Here is a 12,921-nt window from a genome sequence, read left to right on the forward strand (position 1 = left end):
CTCAGAAGCCGGGCATCAGGTCAGCGGGGCCGAACACGCCGTAGTGGCCGGCGCGGTTGTTGCGGACGCCGGCTTTCAGGTAGCCAAGCGCCGGGCCGTTGACGTTGGCCTCCATGCTAGTCACGTCGTCCAGTTCGAAGGTGTTCGTGCCCGTTTCCCCATCGAAGGTCGTGCCCGTCACGCTGACCGTCGTTGTGGTCGGTTTCTCGTCCGAGCGGACGTCGAGGACGCCGCCGACGTGGACATCCTCGGCGTCACAGATGCCGGCCCGCTCAAGCAGCACGTCGTCGGCGTGCTCCATGTCGTGGAACTCCAGAACGCCGTCGTGTTCGTCGATGAGTGCCTCGATCTCGTCCTCGCTCATCTCGCGGGCCGTCTCGATGTCGTAGCCGTCGAGGTGGGCGATGTCCTCACGGACCGTCCCCCGGTTGTCCTCGTAGCCGGACTTGAGACCGACGCCCCACCAGATTTCGACCGCCTCGACCTCGACGAAGGACTGGGCGGCCAGGGCTGCCGCGCCGGTGAGGAAGCCGGGGGTCGCACCGGCCCCGCAGACGAACGTGATGCCCGACTCTTTCAGTTTGTCCTCGCGGTCGTCGAGCATCCCGATGACCCGGGAGCGTTTGAGTACGTCAATCATGACGCCCTCGTAATCGGCCTCGGCGAAGCGTTCGGCCACGCGCGGGATGAAGTCGTGTTCGAGGTTCGGGAGCGCCAACAGCACCGCGTCGATGGCATCGCTCTCGGCGATAATGTCGTCAATGGGCGTTTCCGTCGGTTCGCCCTGCGTACTGGCGACGATGCCGGCCTGCTCGCCGTGCTGTTTGACGCCGTCGGCTTTGGCGGCGGCCGCGCCGCCGTCGGTCGCAACGTCGTCGGGGCCGTCATCTTGCGGCCCGCTCGCAATATTACCCTCCGTCGACTCCAGCAGTTCGTCCACATCGAGACCGTCGTGGTCGATAGCCACGCCGTTGCGGTCACAGGCTGCGACGGCAGTGAGGCCGTCCTTGTGCTGTGAGACTTCGAGCGTCCGCCGTCCGATGCCACCGGTTCCAAGCACTGCAAAGCGTATGTCGTCCATTGTCAGTCGTCGGATTTGAGTTCTGATTTGGTCTGTGCTGTCCCTGCCGCCGTCTCGTCAGCCGCGCGTTCTTTGACCGCTTCGGGGTCGAACTCGTTGGCCTCGGTGTTCGGTTCAAGCCCGGCCTCCGCCATGATTTCGAGGTCGTCGGCCGCCGTCTGGCCCTCGGTTGTGAGATAATCGCCAGTGAGGATACCGTCAGCACCGGCCTCCAGCGCGGCCACCTGTCCGTCCGTGTCGAGGTTGACCTCGCGTCCGCCGGTGAGGCGCACGCGGGACTCGGGGTGGAGCAGGCGGTACACCGCGATGGTCTTGACGACCTCCTCGGTCGTGATGTCGGGCAGCCCCTGTTCGGCCATGGGGGTGCCAGCGACCGGGTTCAGGATGTTGACCGGGAGCGAGGAGATACCGATGTCCTGCAGAGCCATCGCCGCATCGACCCTGTCTGTCGGCGATTCACCCATCCCAAGTATGACGCCGGCACAGAGGTCCATGCCGGCGTCTTTGGCGACCCGGAGCGTCTCGACCCGCTTCTCGAAGGTGTGGGTCTGAACGACCTCCGGGAAGTATCGGGGTGATGTCTCGATGTTGTGATTGTAGTGGTTGAGCCCCTCGTCGGCCAGAATCGCGGCCTCCTCCTCAGTCAGGATACCGAGGCTGGCGTCGACCTCAACGTCCGTCTCGTCGCGAACGAGGCGAATGGCTTCGAGGACTTCCGCCCACTCCTCGGGGCGGTTCTCCTTCGAGACGCCCTTCTCGGCGACGACGATACCGAACCGCTGTGCGCCGTCGCGTTCGGCGCGTTTTGCGGCCTCCAGTATCTTCTCCGGGCCGAGAAAGCCGTAGTTGTCGATGCCGGTGTCGAAGTGGACAGACTGGGCACAGAAGCCACAGTCCTCCGCGCAGTTCCCGGCTTTGGCGTTTACGATCGAACACGCGTCGACGGTGTCGTCACCCAGTTGCGTGCGCACGTAGTCGGCCCCGGCCGCCAGGTCGTCGACTGGCTGTGCGATGAGAGCCAATCCGTCCCGGCGGTCGAGGCATTCGCCGTCCAGCACGCGTGCGACAGCGTCGTCTATCGTTTGGTTGCCCGTCTCGTAAACCACATTCTCGCTGTCGGTTGACGGTCTGATAAAGATTCGGGTGGGTCCGGCGACCGACACACAGATCGTGGGGGTACCGTTTTACCAGACCCACTGCTACGCAGTCACATGGCTGGTTCGACGGAGACGGCAACCGAACACGCCGGCGAAGACGGCCACGAACACCGGAGTCGGTGGCCTCTAATAGCTGCAATCGGTGCTGCGTCGCTGTACCTGGGCGTCGGATTGGTGTTTGTCGGGCTCGACCTGGTCCCGTCCGTGGTCCCGATCGCACTCGGCGGCGCTGGTGCGATTGGCTTGCTGGCCGGACTCGCCGGGTGGGCCAACGAGGCATTCATCGCCGATTACGTCCGGAACCGCGGGGACAGCGATTCCGACCTGTACGCCACGACGATGGTTCTGTTCCTCGTTTCCGACGTGGCGACGTTCTCCGCCGGTTTCATCTACTACGCCTTCATCCGGGCCGGGTCGTGGCCACCGGCCCACCTCCCGCCGTTGCTTGGCTCGCTGGTGGTCATCAACACGGTGCTACTGCTCGCCAGCAGCGTGACGCTCCACTACGGGCACGAGGCGCTGGAACACGGGAACCGGCGGCGGTTCCTGGGCCTGCTCGGGGTGACGCTCGCGCTCGGCGTCGTCTTCCTCGCCGGGCAGGTGTACGAGTACTACGAGTTCGTCGCCGTCGATGGATTTAGCATCGGCTCCGGCGCGTTCGGAAGCGCGTTCTACGGGCTGACCGGCCTCCACGGCCTCCACGTCGCGCTCGGCGTCCTGCTGCTCGCTATCGCGTTCGGGCGCGCGCTCCGGGGCCATTACACGCCCGGGCGGGACACAGCTATCCGGACCACGTCGCTGTACTGGCACTTCGTCGACCTGGTGTGGGTGTTCCTCGTCGTCGTGCTGTACGTCGGCGCTGCCCTCTGACCCCACGCTGAGCGCACGAAACCCCTAGTTCGACCGGCCGGCCCGCTGTTCCAGCCGCACCAGCCGTCGGTACAGCGGCGGGGCCAGGACGCCGAGGAACCCAAGCGCAATGGCGAACACGCCGAGCGGGAACTGGAGCGGGAGAGCCGCGAAACACGTATTTTCGGCGACGAGGGTGACGTAATACTCTTCGCCCTCGTAGGTAACGATGGCTCCGCGGCGGAAGGCGTCGGCGTTGGGCACGTCACCGACGACCTGCTCCTCGCCAACCGGGTCGTCTACGGCCGTCAGGAACGCCGTCTGTTCGTCCGGGGAGAGGTCGTCGAAGGCCAACTGCGGGAGCCGCGGTCCCGGCTCGTCCCCGCCGAACCGCTCCACCGTTGCTTCGGGTGATTCGACACCGATGGTCGGGTTCCCGCAGTTCTCCAGGTCCGGCTCGATAATCGCGTAGCCGCCGGGCACGGCTCCGGCGATACCGACCGCGATGAGCAGGACGCCGACGAAGGGCGCGAGATACTGAAAGACGAACGAGTCAGCGCCGTCGCTCATCTGTCAGCCGCCCCCGTCGGTCCGTGTCCGAAGCGACTCGTCGGATTTGAGGTACTGGAAGGTCACAGTCAGCCCGATGCCGTACGCCCAGTGGGAGACGAGCACGAAAGTGAGATACCCGACGAACGCGAGCCCGCTCTGCCCGGTGTAGAACGCGATGGCGAACCCGCTGGATATCAGCGTCGCGAACACCAGCCCGGTCTCGAACAGCAGCCGACCGGGGAGGTAGTCGGAGAACGCAAGGAACAGGAGCGGCCAGGTGACGGTCCCGCCGACGAGGAAGAGGGCGGCCCCGATGGCCGGGCTCGAAGGCAGGCCGACCAGTTCGGCAATCTCACTGAAGGAAACCGGGTCGAGGACGCCGATGAGTATCGCCGTGATGAGTCCGCCACTCATCAGGACCGTGCCGACAAACCCACCGACTGCGGCCATCCAGGCGTTCCGGGAGACGGTCTCGGCGACGGTCCCGACGCCGCCGGCCAGTCCGGTCGGCTCGGCTTCAGGGGCGTAGGAGCGCCGCGTCGTCTCGGGCTCGGTCGGCTCCATATCGTACTTGTCCATCATGTGCTGTTCGAACCACTGCCACTCTCGGGTGAACTGGCTCGTCGCCTTCAAGCCCCACGGGTCCGTCGTCGACACGGGCGTCCCCCGCCAGTAAGAGACGAGCATGTTGTACAGCCACAGCAGGGCGCTCAGGCCGATGATGTAGCCGCCCACGGTCGCGATCTGCTGGGCGAACTGGTACTCCGGCGGGTAGATGGCCTGTCGTCGCGGGAGCCCAAGCCCGCCGATGACAAGCAACGTCATGAACGTCACGAACGAGCCAAAGACGATCAGCAGCGCCTGGAATCTCGCCATCCGCGTGTCGTACCACCGGCCAGTGATGAGCGGGTACCAGTAGTAGCTCGCGGCGATCATCAGGAACGGGATGATGCCGACGACGATGAGATGGAAGTGGCCGACGACGTAGTAGGTGCCGTGATAGAGGATGTCGATCGGGATAACTGCGAGGAACACGCCGGTGACGCCACCGATGATGAACGTCCCTATCCCGCCGGCACAGAGGATAAACGGCGCAGTCAGGCGGATGTTCCCTTCCCACATTGTCGTGATCCAGTTGAACACCTTGATCGCGCTCGGGACGGCGATAGCGATGGAAACCGCCATGAACGACAGTTTGACCCGCGGGTCCGCGCTCGTCGTGAACATGTGATGCGCCCAGACGCCGAAGGAGAGGACGCCCAGCCCCAGCGTCGAGTAGACGATGAACTGGTAGCCGAACAGTTTGCGGCCGACGAACTTCGGCAAGATCAGGCTCATCAGCCCCGTTGCCGGGAGGAAGAGGATGTACACCTCCGGGTGGCCCCAGAACCAGAACAGGTGTTGCCAGAGGATAGCACCACCGCCTTCCGTCGCAAAGAACGTCGTCGCGAGGTTCCGGTCTAGCAGGAGCATCACGAGCGCGCTCCCCAGCAGTGGGAACGCGAACAGTGCAATCCCGCTCGTGACGAGCATGTTCCACGAGAAGATATCGAGGTTCGCCCAGGTGACGCCCTCGCCGCGCTCGTAGACGATTGTGGTGATGAAGTTGATAGCGCCGACCGTCGTGGCGATGCCGGAGAGATGCAAGCCGAGCAACAGCAGGTCTATCTGTGGATTGGGCTGTTGCACGGACAGCGGGGCGTACAGCGTCCACCCGATACTCACCTCGCGCATCGTGAGGAAAAACCGGATGGCGTCCGCCGGGAGCACGAGATTCAGAATCTGGCCGAGTACCTGAATCATGAGTCCCATCCGGACCATAATCAGCGCCGGCGGGAGGAGCCAGAACCCGATAGCGTTGACCCGCGGGAACGCCATGTCGTCGGCCCCGATGAGCAGCGGCAGGACGTAGTTCCCGATGCCGAAGAACACGGGCAGGACGAAGAATATCAGCATCGTCAGGCCGTGGGTGGTAAACAGCGCGTTGTACGTCTCCGGCGTCCAGATGTCCGCCGGCGGCGTCAGCAGTTCCGTCCGGAGCATCATTGCATCGACGCCGCCCCACAGACCGGCGGCGGTGCCAAAGAAGATGTAGAGCAGACCGATATCGCGGTGGTTTGTCGTCGTCAGCCAGCGGTACACTTCGGACTGGATTCGACCGATCTCAAACTCGATCTCCTCCCGAGTCGTGTAGCCGCCGTCGCTCTCGGGTCGCGCCTTTCGCCGCTCCCGGACCCACACGAAAAGCACTGATAGCGCCAGTACGGCCAGGGCGGTCCCCTCGACGATAGCCCTGTTCAGCATCTGTGTGTAATCGGTCGTGCCGGAACGGTTGCTCGTTTCGTCATGCTACACGTTACCAATCTCTGACACGCCCACGCTGATAAAACTACGCTGGGAACCTGGGTCCAGTAGCGGTCACCCCTCAGCTAGCGCAGCTTTGGGCAAGTTATTTGACACGGCGATTGGTACAGTGTGACAATGCGTCTCCGACGACGCGTGATTCAGGCGGGCCTTGTCGTGGTCGGGCTCTCACTACTTGCTGCCCCAGCCACAGCGCAGTCGGTCAACAGGGCGGCTATCGACGACCTCAACGAACAGCTCCTGTACGTCGCTCTGCCGTTGACGTTGTTCGTCGAACTTACGCTCGTGTACGTGATCTACCGGTTCCGGAACAACGACGACCCGCAACCGACGGTCGACGACCCGGCGCTAGAGGTGACCTGGACGGCCGCGACGGGCGCAATACTTGTCTTCGTCGGGATCTCGGCGTTCGTGGTGATGGCTAACCCCTACATCACGCCTGCAGCGGCCGAGATATCCGCCGACGAGGGGGACGCCTTCGCGGACGATACGGAGATAGACGTGCTCGCCTACCAGTGGGGGTGGGAGTTCTCCTACACCGAGGCGAACGTCACGACTGAAGAACGGCTGGTCCTTCCAGCGGACAGGAACGTCACGTTCAGGCTGCGGACGACGGACGTGATCCACGCCATCTACGTCCCGCAACTGGGCGTCAAACAGGACATCTTCCCCGGCCGGACGATAACGGCCCGAACGCACGCGACCGAACCCGGCGAATACCGGCTGTACTGCGCCGAGATGTGCGGGGCCGGACACAGCAAGATGAACGCCACTGTCGTCGTCAAGAACCAGTCCGCCTACGACGCCTGGATGGAGAATCAGACGGCTTCGGCCGACTACCGGACTGCTGAGTAGGCGTGAAAAGCGTCAGTACAGGTCGTCGAGTTCACCCTCGGTGTGGCTGTGGGACTCAGCCGGGAACTCGCCGGATTCGACGGCGTCGATGTACTCGTCGACGGCGTCGGCGACCTCGCCGCGAACGTCGCCGAACTGCTCGGCGAAAGGCGGACTGGACTCGGAGAGGCCGACCACGTCAGTGAACACGAGTACCTGACCGTCGCAGTCGCCGCCAGCACCGATACCAATTGTCGGGATGTCGACGGCCTCAGTGACCTGAGCGGCGAGGTTGGCCGGGATGTGTTCGAGCACCAGCGCGAACGCGCCGGCGGCCTCGTGCTCACGCGCGAGTTCGAGGATCTCCTCTGCCTCCTCGCGGCCGGTCGCCTGCCTCGTGTAGCCGGTCTGGTTCACGCTCTGTGGCGTGAGTCCGAGGTGGGCCATCGTCGGGATGCCCAGCTCCGTCAGCCGCTCGGTCAGCTCGACGGTGTGTGGCCCGGATTCGAGTTTGACCGCGTTCGCGCCCTCTTCTTTCAGCATTCGCCCGCAGTTCTGGATGCTCTCGCTCTCGTTCGCCCCGAAGGAGAGAAACGGCATATCGGCGACGACCAGCGCGTCGTCCGCACCGCGTGCGACCGCTCCGACCCGTGAGGCCATCTCGTCGAGCGTGACCGGGAGCGTGTCGTCGTGGCCGAGGACGGCGTTCCCCATACTGTCGCCGACGAGAATGACGTCCACGCCGGTGTCGTCAACGATGCTCGCGGTCACAGCGTCGTACGCTGTCAGCATCGTGATCGGCTCCTCACCAGCCATCGCCTGCAGGTCCCGGACAGTTGGCATATCCGAGCGGGGGCGCGCCTGCGCCTTACCTGTTCGGGTTGCGCAGTTCGCTCGGGAAACCGCAAGGTGCTTGCCGTACCTAGCTGTACCATCAGCCGTGCCAACAGTCGAGAAGACGGACCCGGACGGCGTGGACTTCGGGTGGGTGATGCAGGTCACGTTCGTGACGACGATCCTGGTCGGCTCGCCGCTCGTCGTGCTCGCGTCGACCGCGGTCACGCTCCAGACCTGGACCGCGCGGGCGATGTTCGCGGTCCGCGTCGGCGCGCTCATCTGGTTCTTGACGGCCGTCTGCGTCTACCTCTACGCGCGATACCGGGCCTGATCGAACTCGCTCGCCCACTCGAACGCCATCCCGGCCCGCCGGGCGGCCGTCGCGTCGCTCTCTGAATCGCCGACGAACACGGCCGCGCCGGGGTCGACCCCGATTTCTTCGGCAATCGCCAGCAGACCCTCCGGGTCAGGTTTCGGTGACTCGACGGTGTCACGGCCGACGACCGGCCCAACGTGACTGTCGAGGTCATGGACAGCCAGCGCGGCCCGACACGCCTCCTCGGCGTTGAGCGAGCAAACGCCGACGGGAACGCTGTGTGGAAGGCCGTCGGCGAGGGTCAGTCGCTCCGACTCGTGCGCACCGGTCCGCTCGTGGTCGGTGATGGCTGCTTCGACGGCGTCACGGTGGCCGGTTTCCGAGGACAGCGTCAACATCTCCCAGAGGTCGCGGTTCTCGGGGTCGACGTTTCGTTCCCGCAGGACCGTCGCGACGTCGCTGGTCACCGTACCCCAGTCGACAGCCAGCCTGACGAGCGTCCCGTCGAGGTCGTAGATGACGGCGTCGTGTGTCACATCAAACGATAGGGGCGACGCCCGCAAAACCGCTTCGCCCCCTCGAACTCACTCCAGCAAGTCTTGTGCGATAATGTTCTGCTGGATTTCGCTAGTCCCCTCGTAGATGGTAGTCACCTTCGCATCGCGGTAGAAGCGCTCGACTGGGTAGTCCGTCGTGTAGCCGTAGCCGCCGTGGATCTGGATCGCCTCGTTGGCCACGTCCACCGCCGTCTCGCTCGCGAAGTACTTCGCCATGCTCGCCGCCGCTCTCGCTCGCTCGCCGCGTTCCAGTTGCTGTGCGGCCTCCCACGTCAACAGCCGCGCCGCCTGCACGTTCGTCGCCATGTCCGCGAGCTTGTGCTGAATCGTCTGGAACTCGCTGATCGGCTGGTCGAACTGCTCGCGCTCCTGTGCGTAGTCGAGGGCCTCGTCGAGCGCGGACTGTGCGAGTCCGACGGCCTGCGCGGCGATGGCGACCCGACCGGTCGTCAGAATCGACAGCGCCGCGGCCAGTCCCTTGCCCTCCTCGGTCAGTTGGTAGCGCTCGGGCACGCGGACGCCGTCGAACTGGAGCGGGGTCGTGTCGCTCGCACGGAGCCCGAGTTTGTCCTCTTTCTCGCCAACGGTGAGCCCCTCGGTGTCTTTCGGCACGAGGAACTGTGTTATCGAATCCGGGTCGTCGGGGTCGGTCTTCGCGAAGACGATGACGACACCCGACCGCTTGCCGTTGGTAATCCACTGTTTCTCGCCGTCGATGACGTACTCGTCGCCGTCGCGCCGGGCGGTGGTCGACATCTCCCGCGGGTTCGACCCGGCCTGTGGCTCCGAGAGCGCGAACGCGCCGACCGGGCGGCCGTCGGCCATGTCGGGGAGCCAGTCGTCCTGAACGGTTTCGGAGCCGAACTGCGCGATACACGATGTCGCGAGGCAGTGGACCGACAGGGCCGTCGCGACCGCAAGCGACCCGTACGCGAGCTCCTCGTTGACCAGCGCGTACGTCGGCTTGTCGGCGTCGAAGCCGCCGTATTCGGCCGGTGTCGTCAGCCCAGTGATGTCGATATCCGCGAGCCCGTCCCAGCACTCTTCGGGAAAGGACTGCTCGCGGTCGGCATCGGCGGCTTTCGGACGGATGTCCTCGACGGCGAACTCTCGAACGGTGTCGCGGATGGCTCGCTGCTCAGCGGAGAGATCCATACCGACCGTTACACCGGAGTCACGAAAATATTCGGGGTCAGTTGGACTCGACGAGGTCGATGTCGAGGTACTGTTCGAGTGCCTTGATCGTCGACCCACCGACGTTCGCCTGCGTCGCGCGCCCCTGCTCAACAGCGAGGATGTCCGCTTCGTCGAGTTCGAGTTCCTCGGCCAGTTCGCCCGTCTGGAGGCCCTCGTCCTGACGCGCCTCCGTCACGCGCTCGCCGTACTCGCTGACCAGATACGGGAGCTGGTCGTCGTCGTAGTCGGCCCCGTCCTCCCAGTGAGACGTGTCGGCCTGCTGTGCGTCCTGCATCTTCGCCGCGTTCTGTGCGGCTTTGCGTTTCCGGTTCTGCCCGTCGCGCGAGCTGTCACTGCCCGTCGTTCGCTCGTTTTCCCCGTGGTCACGCGCACAGCTGTCACACACCTGGAGGGTCGCACCAGCGACGTTCGCGGTCTGGAGGTCGCCGCCGTCGCTACCGCAGAGCTCACAGCTCCCGCCGGCGCTATCGCCACCACTGCCGGTCGAGTATTTGGCCATGCCCCCCGTAGCGGTTTCGTGATATTTCAAACGTCCGGTTCGCGCGAGTGACACACCCTCCCGGGGCGGGTCTAAACGAAAGCGCTTTTATTGACCCACCGGGAACGGTTGAATGCACTCAGCAAGAGCGCGCGTGGGTAGCCAAGCCAGGCCAACGGCGCAGCGTTGAGGGCGCTGTCCCGTAGGGGTCCGCCGGTTCGAATCCGGTCCCACGCATTCTCTGAGCGCGAACATATCGTGAGCGCTCTGCATATCGGTCGGAGCGAATTCGAACCTTGCGAGGAACGCGCAGCGAACTGTTGTGAGCGAGCATTTCTTGCTCCGGTTCGAATCCGGTCCCACGCACTCTCAGAGCGCAGGTGCATTCCCTTGGGACTGCACCCACGCAAACTTACTTCGGACACAACGCTTCCAGAGCGCTCGCTGTCCCGTCTCTCGTCAAAATAGATGACCGCGAGCCTGAGCGAGCCCACTCCTCGCTCACCGCATCTCGTCGAGCGCGACCGCGTGCTCGATGTCGACCGAAATCCAGTGGGTGGGGAGCTCGTCGTCCTGATCGCTGAAGACAGTGAGCTCTGTCGGATTGTCCGCGTCGTCAACCGCATAGTCGAAGCGAGCCGATCCCGCGGGGCGAGCAGACGAATCACGGAGTGGGTCATACACCGACATCGTCAGTCCCTCGTTTGAAACGACGTGGACACTCCTCATAAGCGGCAGTTGTGATTCCTGCGGTGTGAGAATCAGCCAGTAGAGGCGGTGGATGCTATCGCCCCAGTAACTGTTCGGGTAGAGCGGTGTGCGGGACCGGATTCGAACCGGATGGAGACGGTCGGCCTCGCGTTGCTCGGCCGCTGCGACTCCCAGGGTTCGGAATCCGCTGGCGATTCTGCTGCTCGCGGTTTGCTCGCAGCAAGAATGCGCGGGACCGGATTCGAACCGCCTGAACGTCGCTCACTTTGTTCGCTCGTTCCGTGCTTCGAATCCTCATACCGCATCCACGGCTCTCACGAGTTGTTCGAGCCGAGAAATGCGCGGGACCGGATTCGAACCGGCGGACCCCTACGGGATAGCGTCCTAAGCGCTACGCCTTTGGCCTGGCTCGGCAACCCGCGCGCACCAGTCGGTATCCGCGTTGGCATCAAGAACCCTTCGCTTGCGGGCGACGAAGGTTTAGGTAGGATGGGGACCAACGACGCTGTATGTACCGCGCCAGTGACCGAATCGAGCACGACGAGTGGCTCTCCGACATCGAAGCCGCGTCGGACAGGCTCGACCTCGGGACGGAGGCGCGGTCCCACGCGGTCGACCTGTTCCTCTCGACAGTTCCCGAGGAAGACCGGTCGAAACAGGCGACAATGGCTGCCAGCGTGTACGTCGCCGCGCTGGTCGCCGGCGAGGAGCGGTCCCAGTCCGCTGTCGCGGAGGCGACTGGCGTCTCCCGGTTGACGATTCAACAGCGCTGGAAGGACCTGCTGGAGACGGCCGGGCTGGAAGCGCCGGGCTGGTAGCTACGAAATGTTCTGACGGCCGGTGCGGTTCGGCGTGAGGTTCCCGTGTTCGTCGATTTCGCCCTCGACGATCCGGGTCGAAGAGATGATGTCGCCGTCCTCGGCGCGGACGTGCGGGACGACTTCGATTTCGAGCGGGTCGTGGCCCCGCTCCTCGCGGATTTCGTTGATGCGGCGGCCGCCGGTCTCCGTCTCGGGCGAGACGACGAGCGTGTCGAACTGCGGCTCCGTGGCGATACCGGTCGGCTCGGTGAGTTCCCGGACCGCCCATTCGCGCTCCTGGTCGGCGGCGAGCATCGCGAGTTCGTCGGCGAGTGCAGATTTCCGTTCGCTGAACGGCCGAACGTGGCGCTGGTCGTGGCGCGTCTTCGGCGCGAGGTCGTCGCTGGTGAGGCCAACTGTCACGTCCCCGAGTTCGAATGCGCGTTCGAACAGCGCGCGGTGTCCGTCGTGAATCGGGTCGAACGTTCCCCCCAGCGCGACATTCATATCCCGGGCAACGGCGCGGGTAGGTTTAGTAATATCGACTCGCGAAACGGTCGCCGGAGCCGGCTTTGACTACACAGCGGGGCCGTCGTCTTCGTCCTCGGAGTCGCCCGCATCGTCGCCTGCTTCCCCGCTTGCATCGGTGTCGGTGGCGTCGTCGTCCGCGTCCTCGACCGAAATCGTCACGGGCTCGTCGTCGGGTTCCAGCGTCGTTTCGCCGCCGATGTGGTCGTCGAGGTTGAACACCGTGTTCAGTTCCGACTGGATGTCACCGACGATGGTGTTGACGAGGTCGCTCGGCGGAATAGCGCTGTACTCGTAGGGGTTGTTGCCCGCACCGTCGCTCTCACGCTTCTGGCGGGTCACGACCTCCTCCTCGGTGAGCGCCGCCAGGGCCTCGCGGACCGTGCTCGGATACAGACCGGTCCCCTCAGCTATCTCCTCGCTGGTGCTCTCGGAATGTTGTCGCAGGTGGACGTAGATCCGCGCCCGCGTTTCCGTGTCGAGCACCCACGCCAGCAGGTCGACGATCCCTTCGTCGAACTGCTCGACCGCGCGGTCCGCCTCCTGTTCGATTCGTTCACGGACATCGCCTGTGTCCTCGGGGTCGTCGTGATCGTTGTCGTCTGCAGACATGCGTTGTCTCTGTGAGGACAAAAGCTACAGCTGGATAAAAACCCTTGG

Annotated in this window: 15 protein-coding genes and 2 tRNA genes; 5 read left to right on the forward strand and 12 right to left on the reverse strand. The window is 64.5% G+C overall.

The window, feature by feature from the left end; translation table 11 throughout:
• Window position 1 precedes the first annotated feature (1 nt).
• Both C442_RS07385 and bioB read right to left on the reverse strand, forming a co-directional pair.
• Window positions 2-1,081: a saccharopine dehydrogenase family protein gene (locus C442_RS07385; protein ID WP_008309174.1), complete on the reverse strand. Its 1,080-nt coding sequence runs from the start codon at window positions 1,079-1,081 to the stop codon at window positions 2-4.
• 2 nt (window positions 1,082-1,083) lie between these two features.
• Window positions 1,084-2,187 (reverse strand): biotin synthase BioB, encoded by a 1,104-nt coding sequence (gene bioB, locus C442_RS07390; RefSeq protein WP_049942887.1) that lies wholly within the window; start codon window positions 2,185-2,187, stop codon window positions 1,084-1,086.
• Between the two features lie 105 nt (window positions 2,188-2,292).
• Here bioB and C442_RS07395 point away from each other — a divergent pair, with 105 nt between their 5' ends.
• The gene (locus C442_RS07395; RefSeq protein WP_008309179.1) at window positions 2,293-3,108 is read left to right on the forward strand and encodes a cytochrome c oxidase subunit 3; all 816 of its coding nucleotides are present in this window, start codon (window positions 2,293-2,295) and stop codon (window positions 3,106-3,108) included.
• A gap of 24 nt (window positions 3,109-3,132) precedes the next feature.
• On the opposite strand, the gene C442_RS07400 is transcribed toward C442_RS07395, so the two are convergent.
• Window positions 3,133-3,657, reverse strand: coding sequence for a hypothetical protein (locus C442_RS07400; protein ID WP_008309181.1), 525 nt, complete (start codon window positions 3,655-3,657; stop codon window positions 3,133-3,135).
• Between the two features lie 3 nt (window positions 3,658-3,660).
• On the reverse strand, window positions 3,661-5,943 hold the full coding sequence (locus C442_RS07405) for a DUF6789 family protein (RefSeq protein WP_008309183.1): 2,283 nt from the start codon (window positions 5,941-5,943) through the stop codon (window positions 3,661-3,663).
• A 177-nt stretch (window positions 5,944-6,120) separates the two neighbouring features.
• Here C442_RS07405 and coxB point away from each other — a divergent pair, with 177 nt between their 5' ends.
• Window positions 6,121-6,858, forward strand: coding sequence for a cytochrome c oxidase subunit II (gene coxB / locus C442_RS07410; protein WP_008309184.1), 738 nt, complete (start codon window positions 6,121-6,123; stop codon window positions 6,856-6,858).
• A gap of 12 nt (window positions 6,859-6,870) precedes the next feature.
• On the opposite strand, the gene panB is transcribed toward coxB, so the two are convergent.
• The gene (panB, locus tag C442_RS07415) at window positions 6,871-7,680 is read right to left on the reverse strand and encodes a 3-methyl-2-oxobutanoate hydroxymethyltransferase (protein ID WP_008309185.1); all 810 of its coding nucleotides are present in this window, start codon (window positions 7,678-7,680) and stop codon (window positions 6,871-6,873) included.
• A gap of 97 nt (window positions 7,681-7,777) precedes the next feature.
• Here panB and C442_RS07420 point away from each other — a divergent pair, with 97 nt between their 5' ends.
• Window positions 7,778-8,005, forward strand: coding sequence for a DUF5822 domain-containing protein (locus tag C442_RS07420; RefSeq protein ID WP_005534398.1), 228 nt, complete (start codon window positions 7,778-7,780; stop codon window positions 8,003-8,005).
• Here C442_RS07420 and C442_RS07425 read toward each other — a convergent pair.
• From C442_RS07425 to C442_RS07435, 3 genes are read right to left on the reverse strand one after another with little or no spacing between them, the layout of a single operon-like run.
• The gene (locus C442_RS07425; RefSeq protein ID WP_008309189.1) at window positions 7,984-8,526 is read right to left on the reverse strand and encodes an HAD family hydrolase; all 543 of its coding nucleotides are present in this window, start codon (window positions 8,524-8,526) and stop codon (window positions 7,984-7,986) included. The two genes, C442_RS07420 and C442_RS07425, sit on opposite strands and share 22 nt — an antisense overlap.
• 48 nt (window positions 8,527-8,574) lie before the next feature.
• Entirely contained in the window at window positions 8,575-9,702 is a 1,128-nt protein-coding gene (locus C442_RS07430; protein ID WP_008309192.1) for an acyl-CoA dehydrogenase family protein, read from the reverse strand.
• Window positions 9,703-9,739: 37 nt separating this feature from the next.
• Window positions 9,740-10,243, reverse strand: coding sequence for a helix-turn-helix domain-containing protein (locus C442_RS07435; RefSeq protein WP_008309193.1), 504 nt, complete (start codon window positions 10,241-10,243; stop codon window positions 9,740-9,742).
• A 131-nt stretch (window positions 10,244-10,374) separates the two neighbouring features.
• Here C442_RS07435 and C442_RS07440 point away from each other — a divergent pair.
• Window positions 10,375-10,459: transfer RNA gene (locus C442_RS07440), tRNA-Leu, on the forward strand.
• Between the two features lie 264 nt (window positions 10,460-10,723).
• Here C442_RS07440 and C442_RS07445 read toward each other — a convergent pair.
• The gene (locus C442_RS07445; protein ID WP_239642278.1) at window positions 10,724-10,951 is read right to left on the reverse strand and encodes a DUF7511 domain-containing protein; all 228 of its coding nucleotides are present in this window, start codon (window positions 10,949-10,951) and stop codon (window positions 10,724-10,726) included.
• 320 nt (window positions 10,952-11,271) lie between these two features.
• Window positions 11,272-11,356, reverse strand: a tRNA-Leu gene (locus C442_RS07450).
• Between the two features lie 86 nt (window positions 11,357-11,442).
• Here C442_RS07450 and C442_RS07455 point away from each other — a divergent pair.
• Window positions 11,443-11,751: a transcription initiation factor IIB family protein gene (locus C442_RS07455; RefSeq protein WP_008309195.1), complete on the forward strand. Its 309-nt coding sequence runs from the start codon at window positions 11,443-11,445 to the stop codon at window positions 11,749-11,751.
• On the opposite strand, the gene C442_RS07460 is transcribed toward C442_RS07455, so the two are convergent.
• Both C442_RS07460 and C442_RS07465 read right to left on the reverse strand, forming a co-directional pair.
• Complete coding sequence (locus tag C442_RS07460; RefSeq protein ID WP_008309196.1) at window positions 11,752-12,240, reverse strand: phosphopantetheine adenylyltransferase; 489 nt, start codon at window positions 12,238-12,240, stop codon at window positions 11,752-11,754.
• A gap of 69 nt (window positions 12,241-12,309) precedes the next feature.
• Window positions 12,310-12,873, reverse strand: coding sequence for a winged helix-turn-helix domain-containing protein (locus tag C442_RS07465; RefSeq protein WP_008309197.1), 564 nt, complete (start codon window positions 12,871-12,873; stop codon window positions 12,310-12,312).
• Window positions 12,874-12,921: the final 48 nt, after the last annotated feature.

Origin of the sequence: Haloarcula amylolytica JCM 13557, assembly GCF_000336615.1 — an archaeon.
GTDB lineage: Archaea > Halobacteriota > Halobacteria > Halobacteriales > Haloarculaceae > Haloarcula > Haloarcula amylolytica.

Excerpts from the sequence above, each read along its gene's own strand:
- C442_RS07385 (WP_008309174.1), bottom strand. The coding sequence starts at position 1,081 with ATGGACGACATACGCTTTGCAGTGCTTGGAACCGGTGGCATCGGACGG.
- C442_RS07395 (WP_008309179.1), top strand. The coding sequence starts at position 2,293 with ATGGCTGGTTCGACGGAGACGGCAACCGAACACGCCGGCGAAGACGGC.
- C442_RS07400 (WP_008309181.1), bottom strand. The coding sequence starts at position 3,657 with ATGAGCGACGGCGCTGACTCGTTCGTCTTTCAGTATCTCGCGCCCTTC.
- C442_RS07405 (WP_008309183.1), bottom strand. The coding sequence starts at position 5,943 with ATGCTGAACAGGGCTATCGTCGAGGGGACCGCCCTGGCCGTACTGGCG.
- coxB (WP_008309184.1), top strand. The coding sequence starts at position 6,121 with ATGCGTCTCCGACGACGCGTGATTCAGGCGGGCCTTGTCGTGGTCGGG.
- panB (WP_008309185.1), bottom strand. The coding sequence starts at position 7,680 with ATGCCAACTGTCCGGGACCTGCAGGCGATGGCTGGTGAGGAGCCGATC.
- C442_RS07430 (WP_008309192.1), bottom strand. The coding sequence starts at position 9,702 with ATGGATCTCTCCGCTGAGCAGCGAGCCATCCGCGACACCGTTCGAGAG.
- C442_RS07435 (WP_008309193.1), bottom strand. The coding sequence starts at position 10,243 with ATGGCCAAATACTCGACCGGCAGTGGTGGCGATAGCGCCGGCGGGAGC.
- C442_RS07445 (WP_239642278.1), bottom strand. The coding sequence starts at position 10,951 with ATGAGGAGTGTCCACGTCGTTTCAAACGAGGGACTGACGATGTCGGTG.
- C442_RS07455 (WP_008309195.1), top strand. The coding sequence starts at position 11,443 with ATGTACCGCGCCAGTGACCGAATCGAGCACGACGAGTGGCTCTCCGAC.
- C442_RS07460 (WP_008309196.1), bottom strand. The coding sequence starts at position 12,240 with ATGAATGTCGCGCTGGGGGGAACGTTCGACCCGATTCACGACGGACAC.
- C442_RS07465 (WP_008309197.1), bottom strand. The coding sequence starts at position 12,873 with ATGTCTGCAGACGACAACGATCACGACGACCCCGAGGACACAGGCGAT.